We start from the raw sequence: 17,999 nt of genomic DNA, 5'->3' as shown, positions 1-17,999 counted from the left end.
CCATTCCCTTTTCTCGAAACCGCCATTCTCAAGTTTGATTAATCGATGAGCGCTGACGCTTCCGCCAATCCCACTCGATCGGACGCCGACCTGCACGAAGGTCAATCCACTTTATTTGGGCATCCGACCGGCTTGTACACGCTGTTCTTTGCCGAAATGTGGGAGCGTTTTTCCTATTACGGGATGCGCGCGCTGCTGATCTTGTACATGATCAAAGGGTTCTTGAAGTACGGCGACGAGCAAGCCTATACGGTTTATGGAGCCTACACCGCCCTGGTTTACATGACGCCCTTTTTTGGCGGAATGTTGGCTGACCGTATCTTGGGGCAACGCCGCGCCGTGATTCTCGGCGCCGTGCTCATGTCTGCGGGTCATTTGCTGATGACCTACGAAGCTCAGTGGCCTTTCTTTGTCGCCCTTTCGCTATTGATTGTGGGCAACGGTTTTTTCAAGCCGAATATTTCGACCATCGTGGGAACGCTATATCCCAAGGGCAGTGGCAAACGCGACGGTGGGTTTACGATCTTCTATATGGGGATCAATCTGGGGGCGGCGATGAGCCCGCTGCTGTGTGGCTATATTGGCGAGACGTATGGGTGGCATTACGGTTTCGGGCTGGCCACCTTCGGTATGCTGGCTGGTTTGGCAGTCTTCGTCATGCCCACTCGGGTGACGCAAGGCTTGATCGCGTTGGGCGCGATTGCGAGCGCGGGAGGCATGCTCGTTTTTCGCCCCGATAATCCCTGGACGACCGCCGTCAACGTTTTCGTGGCCATCGCATTGTTGGCTGCTGGGACAATCGCTTGCATCGCCCTTTCACGCGGCGGTTTGAGTGCGGACAAAGGGCGACGACCCGAGGGGATGGATGGTCGTCATGATTGGAAGGTCTACCTCGGGACGTTGATTGCGATTCCCATTCTCACCCTGTTGGTGAGTGGTTTTTCCCCGCTCACCGAAGACGGTAAGTCGCTCCAATTGATCTCTAACGAAACGATCGCGGATTTTACGGGCGACGCCCAGCAAGACGCGTCCGCGCCGGTCAAAGCGGTGCGCAACATCGCCGCTGTGTTTATGAAAGAGATCAGCAAGCCGGCCGGGCTCGTTTTGACGGTGATCGGAGTCATTGCCTTTGGCTACTTGATTTTGCAAACGTTCCAATTGGATCGCATTCCACGCCAGCGCATGATTGTCGCGTTGGTGTTGATTTTCTTTCAGATGTTATTTTTCGCGTTCTTTGAACAAGCCGGCAGCAGCGTGAACCTGTTCACCGACCGCAATGTGGACCGCGTTGTTGAAACCGAGATCGTGACCGACGCGATGGTGGGCCAAACGGTCTCGATTGAGCCGACCCAGGAGCAAATCGGTTACGAGTGGAAAGAGGGAGTCATCTTCTCGCTTTCGGATCTCGATCAATTGCGCGCCGAACATGCCGACAGTCATTTTCAGATTGATTGGACGATTCGAGAAAGCAATCTCGGCATGGGGATCGCCTCGCGCGAGTCCGAACTGCCGACGAGTCTGTTTCAATCGGTGAACCCCATTTTCATCTTGTTGCTTGGGCTGGTTTTCTCGACCTTGTGGACGCAGTTGCGAATGCGGAATCTGGACCCCTCCTCGCCGGTCAAATTTGCGCTCGGGTTGACCCTGCTGGGGATCGGCTTTGGTGCGTTCTGGTACGGCGCCGTCACTGCGAATGGACGGGGGATGGTAACGATTAGCTGGTTATTGCTGGGCTATATGTTGCAAACGATGGGCGAATTGTGCCTCAGCCCCGTCGGGCTTTCGACGATGACGAAGCTCAGCCCGCGACATCTCGTCAGCACCGTGATGGGCGGTTGGTTCTTGGCGACCGCATTTAGCCAGTACTTAGCGGCAATTATCTCTCAATTAACCGGAGTCAGTGAAGGAGGCGATACGGGCAATGTCATTCCGCTGCCTACCGAGACCGTCCACGTGTACGGCGGTGTGTTTGGAACGATTGCCATTACCGCAATCCTCTCGGGGCTGGCTTGTTTGATTTTGTCACCTTGGCTAAGCCGTTGGATGCACGAGCAGGATGAACGATAACGACGATGCCCGCATGATTGGTCTGCTGCGTCGCGTGATTCGCGACTGCGGCAAACTCTACCACCACTGTGCCCAGTGGATGGTGCGGCGCTATCCGAATCTCATCGAAGGGAATCCGGATCGGTTCGTGGAACTCATGGAGGATCTGCACCGTGGCTTGCTGATCAAGGTCTACGTGACGATCGTTCGCGCCGACGACCGCTGGACGGGGGCCGAAAAACGGGTTGCCGCCGCGATGATCGAATATCTGTGGGGGGAACAGCTCCGCGGCGGTCAGTTGCGTGAAGCAGCAACAGGGCTTTTCCAACAGGCCGACCTGCTGTCTTGGGAATCGCTTGTCGCTCCCTTCGTCCGCTATGCACCGTTGGCCGACAGCAAGGTGCAAGTCGAAACGATCGTGATGCGATTGGCGAATTTGGTCGCGAAATGTGACGGGCAAACGATGCCCGAGGAATCCGTTGTCCTGCACACGCTACAACGTGATCTCGACATGGCACTGCATCCGGCTAACCCCGCTGCGACACTTGCTCCGCTCGGAAACGCTTCCTCCGAAGGTCCCTCGGCAACGGCCTACCAACACGAGCAGCAGCAGGCTTACGCCCACGCTAGCGAAACCGCGGCCCCCGAAAGCTCCGCCGATCGAGAGCGGCGTTTGCAAGCCGCAATGAAAGAGCTCGAGTCATTGATCGGATTGCAAAGCGTGAAAAATCGTGTTCGCAGCTATGCCAACTTTCTGCGTCTACAACAACAACGCAACGATTCGGGCTTGGCGACGATGCCGATCAGTTTGCACATGACCTTCATCGGCAACCCCGGAACCGGCAAGACGACGGTCGCGCGGATCGTCGGCCAAATCTTAGGCGCACTCGGAACGTTGCCGATCGGGCATCTGATCGAAACCGATCGTAGCGGATTGGTCGCCGAATACGCTGGCCAAACCGCACCGAAAACGAACAAACTCTGCGACTCGGCCAAAGGGGGCGTGTTGTTTATCGATGAAGCCTACAGTCTCGTCGACGCCTCGGGGGACGACGCGTACGGACGCGAAGCGGTTCAGGCGCTGCTCAAACGCATGGAAGACGATCGCGACTCGTTTGCCGTGATCTTGGCAGGGTACAGCGGCGAGATGGGCAAGATGATCCGCAGCAATCCAGGGCTCTCCTCGCGGATCAACACCAAGATCGAATTCGAAGACTACACGGCCACCGAGCTCGCCAAAATCTTCCAAGCGATGTGCCAGCAGAACCAGTACAAACTGCCTAGCGAGTCGCGTCATCGGTTGCTGGTCGGATTTCAACACCTCTATGAAAATCGTGACCGTCACTTTGGCAATGGCCGCTTGGTCCGCAACGCATTCGAGGACACGGTCCGCCGATTGGCCGACCGTGTTGCCGAAATCCCTCAGTTGACCGAGTCGTTGTTGACCGTTCTGGTTGGTAGCGATATCAGTCTGCCGGGCGTTTCCCAAGCCAAGCTTGATGCCTTGATCGCAACCCCACATTGCTTGCGAATCGATTGCGGCGGATGTGAACGCAAAGTGCGGATCATGCCCGCTTCGCTTGGTGTTCGGGTTCGCTGTAAAAAATGTGAGCACATTCAAATGGCGGACTGGGCCGAGGTCCGCTGGAATGAGACGGCGTAACGAGCGCCGTCCGAACCGCTATACCTGGGGCGTTGACATGGGCGTTGACATGGGCGGGGTGGATAACCGACGCCATGGTCGTCGCGATGAAAAAGACTCGCAGAAACCCGCCGTTGGCGTTTTGCGGCTCACAGGGTTTTGCGACTCACGGGTTTTTACGACTCACGGGGGTTTACGGCTCGCAGGGGATCGGATCCCTTCTCACGCGTCGTCGTAATCGGGGTTCACCAAATTGGGTGGACGTTTTCCGGCACACCCCGCCAAACAATTTTCGATGGCCAATTCACCCATTTTGCTGCGGGTGGCAATCGTGGCGCTGCCGAGATGCGGGGCAAGGACGGCGTTCTCTAAATCGTAGAGCGCTGGTTCCAGTTTCGGTTCGTTTTCAAATACGTCCAATCCAGCGCCGGCAATCACATTCGATTGAAGAGCTTGCACCAATGCTTTTTCATCCACGACGGGACCGCGCGCCGTATTGATCAGATAGGCGGTTGGCTTCATTTGCCCGAGTCGCTGTTCGTTGATCAGATGTTTTGTCCCTTCACTTAACGCGACATGCAGCGAAACAAAGTCACTTTGGGCGAGTAATTCGTCGAGTTCGGCGTACTCCACTCCCAGTTCATGCTCTTCAGCGATGTCCATTCGCGTACGGTTCCAATACAGCACCTTCATGTTGAATCCCATGGCGCGAGGGATCATCGCGCGGCCAATCCGCCCTAATCCAACTAGCCCCAGCGTGGCGCCGCTGATATCCAACCCGAGGTACTGCAGCGGAGCCCAGCCTTCCCAGCGTCCCGCACGCACAAAACGATCTCCTTCGACCACTCGCCGCGCGACCGCGAACATCAATGCCCACGCCATATCGGCGGTCGAATCGCTCAGCACCCCAGGGGTGTTGGTGACGGCGATGTTTCGTTTGCTCGCCGACGCGATATCGACGTTGTTAAATCCGACGGCAAAATTGGAAACCACCTTCAGGTTTGGATTGGCCCCCAGAACTTCATCGTCGATGATGTCGGTCAACTGACACAGCAAGCCGTCCACTCCTTGGAGGCCCGCGATCAGCTCTTGCTTGGTTAACGCCCGGTCCTCGTGATTCATTGTCAACTGTGAACGTTCCCGCAGTTGCTTCATACTCGATGGCGGCAGTTCGCGGGTGAGAAAGATTTTGGGGAGATCGCTCATCGAAAAACCTGGTGGCGAGCATGAGAGGCATGGAACCGTGCTATTTGCGAATGTATCGTAGCGGAAACCGCCTCTCGGAGTAGGACGGATTGGCAATTGTGGTCCGACACATTCCAATCCATGGCGGTCCGGCAAGCGGAGATTGCCTAGAGTTCTTGACGATATTCTCAACCTTGGAGGGGTTTCTCGATGGCACGTAACGAACAACTCATTCGTCAACACAAGCTACTTCAGCTCTTAGAGACGTCGCGGTTTGGCAAGACGCTCGATGAATTGAGGGAAGATCTTGTCAGCGACCTGGGGTTAACGACCCTTCACGAGCGAACCGTACGACGGGATGTCGAGGCATTACAGGCCGCCGGTTTTGATATCCAATCGGAGACGCTCGAACGAGGCAAGGTCTTTAAACTGGGGCGGAACAACAAGGGCGTGCACGAGATCGGTATCTCGGCAACGGAGTTGATTGCGCTTTCCATCGGACGCGAGTTGCTCTATCCCCTCTTAGGCACTCAATATTGGCGTGGGATCGAGACGTTTTGGAACAAAGTTCGCGATGTCATCCCCGATGGCGTCTTTGAGCACTACGATCGATATCGGAAAACGTTGTACGTGTTCGGCTCCCCCAATAAGACTTACGAGCAGCACGAAGGGATGCTCAAAACGATCAATCGTGCCGTGCTGGAGCATCGAGTCCTCGAAATCCAGTACGCCTCGGTGGGGAAACCCGTCTCGACGCGGCGAATCGAACCCTACGGATTGGCGGTCTATCAAAGCAGTATCTATGTGATCGCCACGGCGCCCGAGGTCAAAGAACCGAGCCAGCGACTGCGGAATTGGAAGCTCGATCGTTTTCGCCATGCAGTTGCACTGGATGAATACTTCAAACCCGATCCGAGCATCGAGTTGGCCGATCGACTGGGGCGAAGTATCGGCATTTTTTCGGGCGAGTCTCCGACGATGGTGCGAATTCGCCTGGGCGAACGGGCCGCAGCCTGGGTCAGCGAAGATCCCTGGCATCCCGAGCAACAAATGGAACTGCAAGACGATGGAACCTCGATCTTGACCGTGCCGGCATCGCATCCGCGAGAGGTGCTACCGAAAGTGTTGTCGTTGGGGGTGGACGCCGAAGTGCTAGAGCCAAAAGAATTCCGCGATGCGGTCGCCGAAGCAGTGCAAGCAATGGCGGCGAAGTACTGAGTCGTTGGCGTACTGAGTCGTTGGCTACGGCCACTGAAGTAACGCGTTTGGCTCAGGGGGATAAACCGGGGTGAATCCATCCTCGAGCGGATCGCTTGCGTAGTGATAGCCAAAGGCGGGACCGATCCGGTGGCCGTTGACCGCATAAACCTCGACTCTCACACGGTGATAGAGATCGTCGACGCCGTGCTGGTTTGTGCCTTCGATTTGATCAAGCACGTGGAGCACACGGGGCATCTCGGCAGGGAGGAATTCCCAGCATTCCCCGAGCACACGGTCGGCTCCGAGCGTCATTGCCGGGTAGTCATGACGAGCAAACAGCGAACCGGACACCCAACCGGGGCGGACCGAGCGGGGGAGGCAAGGCCAGAGCGTCTCGCGGCACTGACCCTGTTTGAGTGTTCCATAGACAAAGACGGCAGTCAGCATGGTCGTCAGCTTTGACGGGTAAAAATAAACCAGGAATGCAGGGCAAGCGTGCTACGGTAGTCTGGTACACAATCGCGGCTTGATGCATGATGATGCAGAGTGCTGTTCGTTGCCAGTTCCCCCCCTGCTTCCCTGTGCTGCTATTTACCGATGTCTTTGGATCCTGAATTCGCTGCTGCTCTTGCCGCTAACTCGATGGAAATCGATGAGGTGATCGCGCTCAAGCTGCAGTCTTATGCCGAGGCGATGTGGCGATGGAACGAGCAATTGAACCTGACTCGTCACACTAGTTGGGACCTGTTCGTCAGCCGAGATCTGCGAGATTGCTTGCAATTGGCACCTCTGCTTGAAGCTGGCGAAGAAGTCTTGGACCTTGGCAGCGGGAACGGGATTCCGGGGATTCCGTTGGCGATTTTGCGTCCGGACATTGAAGTTTCGCTGGCCGAATCGGTCGCCAAGCGAGCTAATGCGTTGGGTGAAATCGTCGAGGAACTCGCCTTGCCGGTCCCCGTCTATGGCGCTCGAGGGGAAGATTTGCTTGAGGATTTCCGTTTTTCGAGCATCGTCAGTCGTGCTGTCGGCAGCATTGCGAAATTCTGTCGTTGGATGGAGCCTCATTGGGCCAGTGCGGATCGGTTATTGCTGATCAAAGGCCCCAAATGGGTGGAAGAGCGGGGGGAAGCGAGGCATCTCGGTTCGCTTGCCAATCTGCAATTGCGGCGAGTGGCGACCTATCCATTGGGTGATGACGAGGCCAGCGAAGGGGTCATCCTGCAAATCTGGCCAGCCGGTCCCCGTGGTGCCCGCTACAACTAGGGTGCCCGCTACAACTAGGCTTGCCCGCTACAACTAGGCTTGCCCGCTACAACGAGGCTTGCCCGCTACAACGAGGGGTGCCCGCTTATAACTAGCGGTGCCCGAGGAACTCGCGACTGATTCACCTAGGCATATGCCTGTGAACGTCTATACTCGTGCATTGAACCTGGTCGCCATTGGCCAAGTCATTCCCTTTTGCACTCGATTCCTCGGCGCGATGTCGGACTACAACCTAACTCACCTCAAGCAACTTGAAGCCGAGAGCATTCACATTATTCGTGAAGTCGTCTCGGAATTTGACAAGCCCGTCATGCTGTATTCGATCGGCAAAGACTCGGCGGTGCTGTTGCATTTGGCCCAAAAAGCGTTCTTTCCCGCAAAGATCCCTTTCCCTCTTTTGCATGTCGACACGACGTGGAAATTCCACGAGATGATCGAGTTTCGCGAGCAATACGCGCGAAAGGAACTCGGTTTGGACGTGCTCGTTTACATCAACCAAGAGGGGCTGGAGCACGACATCAAGCCGTGGGAAGACAGCGAGCGGCACACCGAATTGATGAAAACCGACGCGCTCAAAGCCGCGCTGAACAAATACGGTTTTGATGCTGCCTTTGGAGGCGCCCGTCGCGACGAAGAGAAAAGCCGAGCGAAGGAACGCGTCTTTAGCTTCCGCGACAAGGCTCACCGCTGGGACCCCAAGAACCAACGCCCCGAGCTGTGGAATATTTACAACGGTCGGGTCAACAAGGGGGAATCGATTCGCGTTTTTCCGATGAGCAATTGGACTGAATTGGATGTTTGGCAATACATCCACTTGGAGCAGATCCCGATCGTGCCATTGTATCTCTCGGCGCCGCGAAAGGTCGTCAACCGAAACGGCGTGCTGCTGATGCGGAACGACGATCGCATGCCATTGTTGGAAGGCGAAAAGGAGGAAACTCGCATGGTTCGCTTCCGCACACTCGGATGCTACCCGCTGTCGGGAGCTGTTGAAAGCGACGCCACGACACTTCCGGAAGTGATTCAAGAAATGTTGCTGGCGACCACCAGCGAACGGCAGGGCCGGATCATCGACCAAGACGAAGGTGGTGCCGGCATGGAAGAAAAGAAACGTCGAGGCTACTTCTAGAAGTTTGATGGGGCGGTTGCTGAGCTTCAGCAAAGCGGAGAACGAATCGATCTCACCCGCCGTCATCCTTCCTCCATCCCTGCGTCAAACTGCATCCTTCAAAATCTAAACTTCACTCATGTCTCACAAATCAGATCTGATCGCCACCGATATCGAAGCCTACTTGAAGCAACATGAGCACAAGCAATTGCTGAGGTTCATCACGTGCGGAAGTGTTGACGATGGCAAAAGTACCTTGATCGGACGCTTGCTTTACGACAGCAAGATGATTTATGAAGACCAGCTTTCGCAGCTCGAAGCCGATTCCAAAAAGATCGGTACAACCGGGGGAAACTTTGACCCCGCGCTGCTGACCGATGGCTTGAAAGCCGAACGCGAACAAGGCATCACGATTGACGTTGCCTATCGCTACTTCAGTACGGCGAAGCGAAAATTCATCATCGCTGACACGCCCGGTCACGAGCAATACACACGGAACATGGCCACCGGCGCCAGCGCGGCCGACTTGGCCGTCATTTTGATCGATGCACGCCATGGGGTGCTAACGCAAACACGCCGACACAGTTTTATCGTGTCGCTGCTCGGCATTCGCCACGTCGTCGTGGCCGTGAACAAGATGGATATCATCGATTACGATGAGCAACGTTTCAACGAAATCTGTGAAGATTACCGCGCGTTTGCGACTCGTTTGGACCTGCCCGATTTGCACTTCATCCCGATCAGCGCGCTCAAAGGCGACAATCTCGTCGATCGTAGCGAGAACATGCCTTGGTACGACGGCACCACGCTGATGAACTTCTTGGAAACGGTCTACATCGGTAGCGATCGGAATCTGCAGGATTTCCGTATGCCGGTCCAATACGTCAGCCGACCTAATTTGAACTTCCGCGGCTTCTGTGGCACGATCTCCTCGGGCATCATTCGCCCCGGCGAAGAGGTCATGGTTTTGCCGAGTCGACAAAAATCCAAGGTCAAAGAGATCGTCACCTACGATGGCAATCTCGATGAAGCCTTCACTCCGATGGCCGTTACGGTCACCCTCGAAGACGAAATTGACGCCAGTCGTGGTGACATGCTCGTTCGCCCAGGCAACCTGCCTAAAAGCCGCGACCATATTGACGCGATGCTGGTTTGGATGGATGCCGGTGCGATGGTGCCCGGCAAGACTTACCTCTTCAAGCACACCACCCAAACCCTTCCCGGCACGATTGATACGCTTAAGTATCGCGTGGATGTAAATACATTGCATCGCGAGCCAGCGCCGCAATTAGAGCTAAACGAAATCGGACGCGTCAGCATCTCGCTCAATGCACAGTTGCATTTTGACGCCTATCGTCGCAACCGTAGCACCGGTGCGTTCATCGTTGTCGATCGGATCACTAATGCGACCGTTGCCGCAGGGATGATTTTGGACAAATCGGGCGATAGCGACGCCAAGAGCGTCTGGGACGATGAGCTTGAAGCGAGCAATGCCGGCGACCCCAATGAGGTTTCCGCTGTCACGACCGAAGAACGCACCGCGCGGTTTGGTCAAAAACCGGCCACGATTCTGTTGACGGGATTGACCGGTAGCGGAAAGACCTCCGTTGGTTTGGCGGTGGAGCGAAAGCTGTTCGATGCAGGACGTGCGGTGGCGATGATCGATGGGGAAAGTGTTCGCCGCGGCTTGAGTCGCGATCTGGGCTTCTCCGCTGCTGACCGTAGCGAAAACCTGCGTCGTAGCGGCCATCTCGCTCACGCGCTCAACCAAGCGGGAGTCATTTGCGTCGCCTCGTTTGTGGCCCCGTCCGAGGAAGTGCGAAGCAAAGTGGCGAAGTTGATTGGGCAGGAACATTTTCTCGTCGTGCACGTCGCGACCCCTGTGAACGTTTGCCGAACGCGAGACACGAAAGGTCAATACGCCAAGGCCGATGCCGGTGAACTGCTGAACTTCCCCGGTGTCACCGCCGCCTATGAAGCTCCGCCGAATCCCGATCTCAGCATCGACACCAGCCAACAGAGCGTCGAAGAGTGTGCGGATGCCATTGTCCAACTGCTCCGCTCGCGCGAGATCATCCGCTAGCGGCCCGCAGGCCTCCGGACGATGTTGCTGCTATCGCAACACGGGGATCTCGTAGTTGAGGATTCGCTTGCCGTCTTGCTCGCCAGCGCGCAACAGCATCGTTGTCCCCATCAAGGGTTGGGCGTTATTCCAGTAGAATTCACGCCGCTCGGTTGTCCCCGGCTCAATGGTGATGAAGCGGCGTTGATACTGGCGCCCCGATTGTGGGAACAGCATGCAATCGTAGGATTGAGTGGCGTCGGAGTGATTGGTCATTTCAATTTCGACCCGCAATTGGCCTCCCGCTGATAAACGTGTCTCCGTTTCGATCTCCAATCCAATCGGGCCCACCATTAGCTCGCGATAGACCGTGAATCGTTTTGGCGGTACGGTTTGGTGCTCGAAATCCAGGGCCACTTCGTAGGTCCCAACCTTGGCGCTGTTGCCCAAGACAAGATGGAACGGAAGCGAGGTGCTTTTGCCTGGCGGTAGCTCCCATGCCATCGAGGGTTCTTTGAATGACCAATTTTCGGGAGGCAGCACCCGTAGCGTCCCATACATCCCTTCGCGCGTCGGGTTGGTGAACGAGACGTCGATGGGTTGCGTTTGCCCGAGCAAGCTGTCGACCTGCTCTTGCTCGACGTTAACTGACATGCGGAACGCAAGCAGGGTGGGGTCTGCTCCGGAGATAAAGATCGGACGGGGCCCGATTTTGACCCGCTGAGCCGCTTGGCCATCGATGATTTCAATGGGCAAAGGCTGTTGTCGGCCCCAGATATCGACGACGTGTACATCGTCACCGAGAAAAATTTGCTCTTCGCAAGAGGTGGGTGACCACAGCATGATGACCGCGCGATCGGCCCCGGCAAAAACGACATTCTTGGCTTTGGAACGCAATTTTAGCGAACCCACCTGTCGCAGATTACCAATCATCAACGAGGTCGTACGCCACGGCAAAAGCATCTCTTCGGGGCGTCCTTGAGAGGTCAGCAAGCCTCGCTCGGGGTCCCGTGGATTGCTGACGAAGGCTGCCTGGACATGATGCTTGCGCACCACCGCCATCCGCCCGGTGAGATCCAAAATTCGCGTATTGCGATCATACTGATTTTTCTCAATCGGCTCGACGACGACCCACGTTCGCGGTCCGCTTCCGTTGAACTGGGTTTGCTGAAGGGTCAGGTACGCATCGAGCTCTTCGGCGGTGAGCTCCGGCTCTCCAGAACGACAGACGGCACTCCAGGACGTTTCCGCCGGTGCGACATCCCGCTCGGTCCATGGCCAACAAATCGCCACTTCAATCGGTTGGCCGTAGCCCTGAAGCCCGGTCGAAATATCGGCGATGGACTCTTGAAGGTGTCGCCGCCCAAGGAAGCTGTAGTCGTAATCCCCACCGAGTTGCCACGTTTTGATTTTCAGCGTCAGACGCGACATCACGGGTTCAAGCAACGGTTGCCATACACGCACATCGCGAAACAATTGCGAGGCAACGACGTCGCGACGGCCCCGAATGTCATAGCGCGGCACCTGGGTCTCCGGAGGCACGTCCAACATTCCAATCGTTTGAATTCCGACGTCTTGCAGACGAGTGCTCGCTTCGACCATTCGGTCCGCCGTAACGGTGTCGGTGGGCTCGATCCAACAAGGGATTTTGACCCAATCGACGCCGACCGATGCCAACCATTTGGCCAAGTCCCGCGGCGGCATGTTGCGACTGGTTTCCAGCAGTGTCCAACCAAAACTTCCATTGCCCGCTTGCCCAATCTCGGGGTCGATCACCGCCAACGTGGTTTCGGTGGCGAGCGTTCGAAGCTCGCGACCCTGTAACGACGCCATCACACGATAAAAACCAGGGCTGAGCCGAGGGATTTCCCATTGCACCTTCATCCCCTGAGACGCGCTGGACCTAGCGCCGCCCGGCGGTGGATCCAAACGTGCCGAGGCTTCGGATGGATCGGTAACCTCGGCACCGGGAACGTCCGACAATTGCCGGTCGACTTCGCGACCATCGACGTCGAGAAGTCGAAACAAAACTTGCGTGGCCCCGCGGGGCAATCCTAACACCGTTGCGCTCACCATGACCGGATTGCCAACCACATGCACTCCCATCGCTTCATCGGTCACAAGCTGAAGCTGTGGAAACGGTTCGATGCTAATGTCGTCAAATCCAATTTCACCGCGAATGTCCTCCAGCCCATCCTCGGCGCCCTCGACGACCAAGCGAACAAACACTCCGGTCGCGGCTTTGGGGGCCCGAATGCGATCGAGCACGAGCACTTTCCACGCGGTTGTTCCGCTAAGCGACTCGGTGGCGTGCGTCTCCACTTCATCGCCGCGTTCGTCTACGAAGACAAACTCGGCACGGGCGCGGTCATGCCTGAGTCCCTCGGTTTTAATTTTGACGCTAAAGCGATACTGATACATGTGACTGGTTTTCACCGGAGGCGATTGAACCATCACCAAGCCGCCGTCAAGCTCGATCTTGAAATAGCGATCGATCAACGCGTCGGTGAGCGACGGGGGTAGCACCGGCGCTGCCTTGAACTGCTTGCGAACACGAGGCCACTCGCGAATGATCATCGTGTCGACGGCCCGCAATTGCTGCTGGACCGCGAGGTCTTTAGCGACGATGGCGACCTTCACATATTTGGGATAGCGACGCCCGACGCGTCGCTGCCAACCATCGGGCCAATCATCGAAGTTGGAATCGTTGGCACGGCCGAAATTCCAAAGGAAACGTGGCAATTTTTTGCTTGTCGGGGAGCCCAAGTCCGCAGGGGATGACCCCTCACCGGTCGCCCCATCGGCCACGACGGCGTCGGTTCTGCGTAGCTCGCCTGCAGCACCCGCTTCCAGGGCGGGCGGACGGTTGCGCTGCGAATCGTTGCGCTCTACCGAGGTAGCCGGCGACGATTGAGCGAACACGATTGTCTGGGGTGCCACCACGGCGCAGCATACCACGACCGCTACCATGACCGCGGAAACGATCAGGTTTATGAAACCGTCTTGGCTTTCGTTTCGAAAGCGGCACAGTAAAATGCCGCTGACTCGAAGGTTCATTTGCAAAAGAAAGTAGGAATTCTGTGGCTGAAGTCAAAGTGGCTGTGCGGATAGACAATTTGCGTGCGCCGTTGCGCAAATCACTACAGCTTGTCTCTGCAATGGGAGCGAGGGCAGTCGAAATCGATGCCCGCAACGGCATCCGCCCTTCTGAATTGTCGGACACTGGGCTGCGACAATTGCGGAAAATGCTGGATGATCTGGATTTGCGGGTTGCGTCGGTCCGCTTCCCAACGCGACGAGGGTACGATACCCCCCAAGATCTTGACCGCCGCATCGAAGCGACCAAGGCCGCAATGCAATTCGCCTACCGCGTGGGCGCTCCCGTGGTCGTCAACCAAATCGGGATGATTCCCGAGGAAAAAGACGATCCTCGCTACATCACCCTGCAAAGCGTGATGGAGGATCTCGGCAGCTATGGGACTCGAATCGGAGCCATGTTTGCTGCCGAGACCGGTACCGAGTCGGGCGAAACGATGGCCGAACTACTGAATGCTAGCGAGGACTCCTACGTCGCCGCCGCCTTCAACCCAGGACAACTGATCATCAACCGCCATAGTCCCCGAGATGCTATCAAGGCATTGGGAAATCGAATTCAGCTCGTTTGCGCGGTTGATGGCGTGATTGACTTGGCTGCCGGACGTGGGTTATCGGTTCCGCTCGGGCAAGGAACCGCCGATTTCCCCGAGCTGCTAGGGATGCTTGAGGATTTCCAATTCCGCGGTCCCTTCGTGGTAGGACGCCGGGAAATGGCCGCCGAAACGGTTCTAGAGGAACTCACGCAAGGCGTTGCGTATTTGCGGAATTTGTAGGGCGGGCGTTGTGCGTGATGCGAGACTTGAATCATCCGCATCGAATCATCCGGGTGAGGTTCGATGCGGTTGGGGGGCGATTCGGGCGGCTCAACGCTTGACGGTTGGCATTTGAAAGATCTCGATCGCTTTTTCCGTTCCAATTCCCGCCTCGCGTGCCCGGCGTGACAACATCGTGATGGCATGCCGTCCCACATCACCTAAGTCGCGTGTCCATTCGTTGACATACAAATCGACGTGTTTCATCAACACTTCGTCACTAAACTCTTGAGCGTATTTCCGCATCGTCGGTAACGCCACCTTGCGATTGGCCATCGCAAATTCGATCGAGTCATGGATCACTTGCTGTGCGTTAGCGATCACCTCAGGAGGCAGTACTCGGCGGGCGACGATGCCGCCCAGAGGCAGTGGAGCCTTGCATTCGGTTTCCCAGCGTTCCCCCAAATCTTCGACTAACCCGAGCCCTTGGTCTTGCCACGTGAAGCGACCTTCGTGAATGCAGACTCCAAAGTCGGCTTCACCACGCTGGAGCATCGGCATGATCTCGGAAAACACCACCTGTTTGATGTGCGTTGCATTGGGATAAAAAATCCGCAGCAACAGCGTTGCCGTGGTGTGCTCGCCAGGGCAAAGTGTCGTCAGATCGGCATCGCCGGGGGTGGCCGTCGGCTTCGAAGCCGATGACAGCAAAAGCGGTCCCACGCCAAAGCCCATCGCCGAACCGCTGGGAAGGACCACCGTTTCTTCGCTCAGCAACAAAGCGGCATGAAAGCTTGTCTTGGCAACATCAAACTCGTTCCGAAACAAGCCATCATTGAGCTGTTGGATATCAAGCAGGCGGACGTGAAAATCGAGGCCTCGCCAATCCACCAAGCGATTCATCAAGGCATGAAAGGCAAAGGTGTCATTGGGACAGGTCGAAATGCCAAGTTCGATGGGGCGGTTCACGTTTGGATCTCTTTTTAAAAAGCGTTCTTAACAAGCGATGCCAGTCGGATTCTTACAGCATAACGAGCTGGCCAAGTCCCGTAGAGGCCAAGATTTCTGCCTAGCGTCGTTGGTCACTCTGCGATCAAGCATTTCGTTGTCGGTTGCGCCGCGATTCTGAGTTCTCGCTTTGATCGCGGAGCGATCAACGACTCTCGATTCTCACTTTGATTGCGGAGCGATCAACGACGATTATCTAATTCGAGCTCAATAACGAGTGGACGATCGTTGCGGCAGCCTGTAACGCGTTGTCAGTTTGCCATCGCGCGTGATCGCGATCCCCCGCGTGATTGGAAATGCCACGAACAATCTCAACGGGAACGCAGTGCAGTTGGCAGGCCATTGCCACCCCAAATCCTTCCATCTCTTCGACGCTGGCCTTAGGAAACCGTTTGGCGCGGACCTTGGCTTCGAGCTGCGAAGCCGATGCCGCGCACACGCTGAGCAAACCAGGATGCAAGCGAGGCGATGGCCCACCCCAGCGATCAAGCTCGATCTCATCGTCGATCCTACCAAACTGGCTCCAGCCGATCTCACCCGCGGAGCGAAAATTGTCTCCTGAGCCGACACCGATGCCGTGGCAAGTGACATGGCTAAAGCGGTACGCCGACCCGACTTCGGCACGATCGTCAAGCGTCCCCGCAATCCCCACTAGCAACACGCGATTAGGTTGAAACGTGGCGACGAGTTGCGATGTTCGTGCCGCAGCCGCGATTTGGCCAAACCCACACAACTCAATCGACCAACCGTTGGTATGGGCGGAGACGTCGAGGAGGGGAGCAAGCTTGTCTCGCTCGATCGCAGTGGGGATCAGCAGCAAGTTAGAACCCACGTTGCAACCCTGGGGTAATGTCCAGATCGAACGAAGCAAAATCGCCTCGTCTCATTTTTTCTAAAGCGATCGCCCCCATCACCGCGTTATCGGTACAAAGTTCCGGCGGCGCGATCGTCAACGCAAAGCCGTCCTTCTCTGCCGCGTTATGGAACTGGTCACGCAGGTACCCGTTGGCCGCCACGCCCCCGCCAATAATCAATTGTTTGCAATGACGCATTTTGAGTGCCCGTCGACTCTTGCGGACCAAGACATCGACGACCGCCGTTTCGAACGAAGCACAGACGTCGGCTTTGATGGTGGGATCGATCTTTAGCGATGCGAAATCTTGTTGGCCGGGGCCGGTGATCGCATAACGCACCGCCGTTTTGAGTCCACTAAAACTGAAATCGAAGTGCTTCTCGTGCACCATCGAGCGTGGAAAGGCGTAGGCATCGCGTTTGCCTTCGGCCGCCAGTTTCGAAACAGCGGGGCCGCCGGGAAACCCTAGACTCAACATCGCGCCGACTTTATCGAAAGCTTCGCCGGCGGCATCGTCGATCGTGCCGCCAAGGTATTCGAGGTCCAAGGGGCTGGTGCAGTAATACAGACTGGTATGACCTCCGCTGACGATCAATCCGACACAGGGATAGACCGACGATTCGCAGGAGAGTTGGCAGGCATACAGGTGGGCATGTAAGTGATTCACCGTCACGAGCGGTTTTTGCCAGGCAATGGCGAGTGTTTTGGCGGCCACGACTCCCACCAGCAGCGAGCCTGCTAAGCCAGGCCGATCGGCGACCGCGATGGCGTCTAAATCATCCGGCGAAACCTCCGCTTGGCGAATCGCGGTGTCGATCACAGGCAGGATTCGCTCTAAATGAGCACGCGCGGCCACCTCGGGAACGACGCCCCGAAACCGCTCGTGAAGCGCCTCTTGGGTCGCAATGCACTGGCCCATCACCGCCCCATCGTCACTAATGACGGCGGCAGCGGTCTCGTCACAGGTCGATTCAATCGTCAAAATGGGCAAAATAGAGTCCGTCAAAAACCCGCCCCGTGAGGGGGACGGCAGCGAAATTTGTGTAAAAAGTCGTGCCAATCGTCTCGATTGGCATAAAAACCGATCTAAATCGTAAATCTCTGGTGGATCATGCGGTAGGCCAGCCTTGCTCAATTGTGGCCATGTTGCTACATTTCGTGGCTCAAAATACGCTAAAACCCCAGGGTGATACTGATGGCACATAAGAAAGGGCAGGGCTCCAGCCGAAACGGTCGCGATTCGAACGCTCAGCGACGTGGAGTCAAGAAGTTTGGTGGCGAGGCTGTCCGTGCTGGGCACATCCTTGTTCGTCAAGTTGGCACCAAATTCCACGCCGGAAAAGGTGTTGGCCAAGGCAAGGATTACACCTTGTTCGCCTTGGTCGATGGTAAGGTCATGTTCGACCGTGAAGGCCGCCGGATCAACATCGTAACCGAGTAATCGGTTGCCCCCCCTTCACCGCGCTCGAAATCGTGCCGGTGATCGACAATCGCCTCCCGCGTGAGGCACAAATGAATCAACCCAAGGCCATGCGCGCGTCGCAGTCTTGGGTTTTTTCGTGGTTTCATCGCGGCCACTCCCCACGCCTTGCATGGACACCCGCTGCCGAATCGGGCTCCGCACGCCGAGTGGACCTCCGCGCCGCAGGCCTCTGCTTGACCTGCTCGTAAGCGACCAGTGCCGATCCTCGGATGCGGTATAATGAAGCCAATGTTCGCTTGGGCACCGGTACACAGGCCCTGCATGGGCCGGCTGGATGGGCTGCCTGCATAGGCTGTACGAA

General features: G+C 56.6%; 14 protein-coding genes. 8 read left to right on the top strand and 6 right to left on the bottom strand.

The annotated features are described in order from the left end of the window. The first annotated feature begins 45 nt into the window (after window positions 1-45). Together Pla52o_RS16050 and Pla52o_RS16045 are read left to right on the top strand one after the other, a co-directional pair. Window positions 46-2,067 carry a peptide MFS transporter gene (locus Pla52o_RS16050; protein WP_146595589.1) on the top strand — a complete coding sequence of 674 codons (2,022 nt, stop codon included), beginning with the start codon at window positions 46-48 and terminating at the stop codon, window positions 2,065-2,067. Beyond that, window positions 2,057-3,709 (top strand): AAA family ATPase, encoded by a 1,653-nt coding sequence (locus Pla52o_RS16045; RefSeq protein ID WP_146595588.1) that lies wholly within the window; start codon window positions 2,057-2,059, stop codon window positions 3,707-3,709. The genes Pla52o_RS16050 and Pla52o_RS16045 overlap by 11 nt, the downstream gene beginning before the upstream one ends. Before the next feature lie 201 nt (window positions 3,710-3,910). On the opposite strand, the gene Pla52o_RS16040 is transcribed toward Pla52o_RS16045, so the two are convergent. Continuing rightward, complete coding sequence (locus Pla52o_RS16040) at window positions 3,911-4,894, bottom strand: 2-hydroxyacid dehydrogenase (RefSeq protein WP_146595587.1); 984 nt, start codon at window positions 4,892-4,894, stop codon at window positions 3,911-3,913. A 189-nt stretch (window positions 4,895-5,083) separates the two neighbouring features. On the opposite strand from Pla52o_RS16040, the gene Pla52o_RS16035 reads away from it, so the two are divergent. Continuing rightward, the gene (locus Pla52o_RS16035; protein ID WP_146595586.1) at window positions 5,084-6,091 is read left to right on the top strand and encodes a helix-turn-helix transcriptional regulator; all 1,008 of its coding nucleotides are present in this window, start codon (window positions 5,084-5,086) and stop codon (window positions 6,089-6,091) included. Window positions 6,092-6,115: 24 nt separating this feature from the next. On the opposite strand, the gene Pla52o_RS16030 is transcribed toward Pla52o_RS16035, so the two are convergent. Next, complete coding sequence (locus Pla52o_RS16030) at window positions 6,116-6,520, bottom strand: gamma-glutamylcyclotransferase family protein (RefSeq protein WP_146595585.1); 405 nt, start codon at window positions 6,518-6,520, stop codon at window positions 6,116-6,118. 150 nt (window positions 6,521-6,670) lie between these two features. Here Pla52o_RS16030 and rsmG point away from each other — a divergent pair, with 150 nt between their 5' ends. The 3 genes from rsmG to cysN all read left to right on the top strand — a co-directional run bounded on the left by rsmG (window position 6,671) and on the right by cysN (window position 10,527). Further along, window positions 6,671-7,336, top strand: coding sequence for a 16S rRNA (guanine(527)-N(7))-methyltransferase RsmG (rsmG, locus tag Pla52o_RS16025; protein ID WP_146595584.1), 666 nt, complete (start codon window positions 6,671-6,673; stop codon window positions 7,334-7,336). A 217-nt stretch (window positions 7,337-7,553) separates the two neighbouring features. Further along, window positions 7,554-8,465: a sulfate adenylyltransferase subunit CysD gene (gene cysD, locus Pla52o_RS16020; RefSeq protein WP_146595761.1), complete on the top strand. Its 912-nt coding sequence runs from the start codon at window positions 7,554-7,556 to the stop codon at window positions 8,463-8,465. Window positions 8,466-8,583: 118 nt separating this feature from the next. Beyond that, window positions 8,584-10,527 (top strand): sulfate adenylyltransferase subunit CysN, encoded by a 1,944-nt coding sequence (gene cysN, locus Pla52o_RS16015; protein ID WP_146595583.1) that lies wholly within the window; start codon window positions 8,584-8,586, stop codon window positions 10,525-10,527. 30 nt (window positions 10,528-10,557) lie between these two features. On the opposite strand, the gene Pla52o_RS16010 is transcribed toward cysN, so the two are convergent. Continuing rightward, complete coding sequence (locus Pla52o_RS16010) at window positions 10,558-13,563, bottom strand: COG1470 family protein (protein ID WP_146595582.1); 3,006 nt, start codon at window positions 13,561-13,563, stop codon at window positions 10,558-10,560. Between the two features lie 23 nt (window positions 13,564-13,586). Here Pla52o_RS16010 and Pla52o_RS16005 point away from each other — a divergent pair, with 23 nt between their 5' ends. Then, window positions 13,587-14,375 (top strand): sugar phosphate isomerase/epimerase family protein, encoded by a 789-nt coding sequence (locus Pla52o_RS16005; RefSeq protein WP_146595581.1) that lies wholly within the window; start codon window positions 13,587-13,589, stop codon window positions 14,373-14,375. A gap of 90 nt (window positions 14,376-14,465) precedes the next feature. Here Pla52o_RS16005 and Pla52o_RS16000 read toward each other — a convergent pair whose 3' ends face one another. From Pla52o_RS16000 to tsaD, 3 genes are all read right to left on the bottom strand, one after another. Beyond that, window positions 14,466-15,323, bottom strand: a complete 858-nt coding sequence (locus Pla52o_RS16000; protein WP_146595580.1) for a 1,4-dihydroxy-6-naphthoate synthase — start codon at window positions 15,321-15,323, stop codon at window positions 14,466-14,468. 235 nt (window positions 15,324-15,558) lie between these two features. Next, a complete protein-coding gene (mqnB, locus tag Pla52o_RS15995; RefSeq protein WP_231612395.1) occupies window positions 15,559-16,194 on the bottom strand; it encodes a futalosine hydrolase in 636 nt (211 codons plus the stop codon). Beyond that, a complete protein-coding gene (gene tsaD / locus Pla52o_RS15990; protein WP_146595579.1) occupies window positions 16,184-17,221 on the bottom strand; it encodes a tRNA (adenosine(37)-N6)-threonylcarbamoyltransferase complex transferase subunit TsaD in 1,038 nt (345 codons plus the stop codon). The genes mqnB and tsaD overlap by 11 nt, the downstream gene beginning before the upstream one ends. A 189-nt stretch (window positions 17,222-17,410) precedes the next feature. Here tsaD and rpmA point away from each other — a divergent pair, with 189 nt between their 5' ends. Further along, the gene (rpmA, locus tag Pla52o_RS15985; RefSeq protein ID WP_146595578.1) at window positions 17,411-17,656 is read left to right on the top strand and encodes a 50S ribosomal protein L27; all 246 of its coding nucleotides are present in this window, start codon (window positions 17,411-17,413) and stop codon (window positions 17,654-17,656) included. The last annotated feature ends 343 nt before the right edge of the window (window positions 17,657-17,999 follow it).

This window comes from Novipirellula galeiformis (assembly GCF_007860095.1).
Lineage (GTDB): Bacteria > Planctomycetota > Planctomycetia > Pirellulales > Pirellulaceae > Novipirellula > Novipirellula galeiformis.
This window is presented reverse-complemented; position numbering and strand designations above follow the sequence as displayed.

Bases quoted from the DNA above. Each gene is read 5' to 3' on its own strand.
- Pla52o_RS16050 (WP_146595589.1), top strand. From the start codon at position 46: ATGAGCGCTGACGCTTCCGCCAATCCCACTCGATCGGACGCCGACCTG.
- Pla52o_RS16045 (WP_146595588.1), top strand. From the start codon at position 2,057: ATGAACGATAACGACGATGCCCGCATGATTGGTCTGCTGCGTCGCGTG.
- Pla52o_RS16040 (WP_146595587.1), bottom strand. From the start codon at position 4,894: ATGAGCGATCTCCCCAAAATCTTTCTCACCCGCGAACTGCCGCCATCG.
- Pla52o_RS16035 (WP_146595586.1), top strand. From the start codon at position 5,084: ATGGCACGTAACGAACAACTCATTCGTCAACACAAGCTACTTCAGCTC.
- Pla52o_RS16030 (WP_146595585.1), bottom strand. From the start codon at position 6,520: ATGCTGACTGCCGTCTTTGTCTATGGAACACTCAAACAGGGTCAGTGC.
- rsmG (WP_146595584.1), top strand. From the start codon at position 6,671: ATGTCTTTGGATCCTGAATTCGCTGCTGCTCTTGCCGCTAACTCGATG.
- cysD (WP_146595761.1), top strand. From the start codon at position 7,554: ATGTCGGACTACAACCTAACTCACCTCAAGCAACTTGAAGCCGAGAGC.
- cysN (WP_146595583.1), top strand. From the start codon at position 8,584: ATGTCTCACAAATCAGATCTGATCGCCACCGATATCGAAGCCTACTTG.
- Pla52o_RS16010 (WP_146595582.1), bottom strand. From the start codon at position 13,563: ATGAACCTTCGAGTCAGCGGCATTTTACTGTGCCGCTTTCGAAACGAA.
- rpmA (WP_146595578.1), top strand. From the start codon at position 17,411: ATGGCACATAAGAAAGGGCAGGGCTCCAGCCGAAACGGTCGCGATTCG.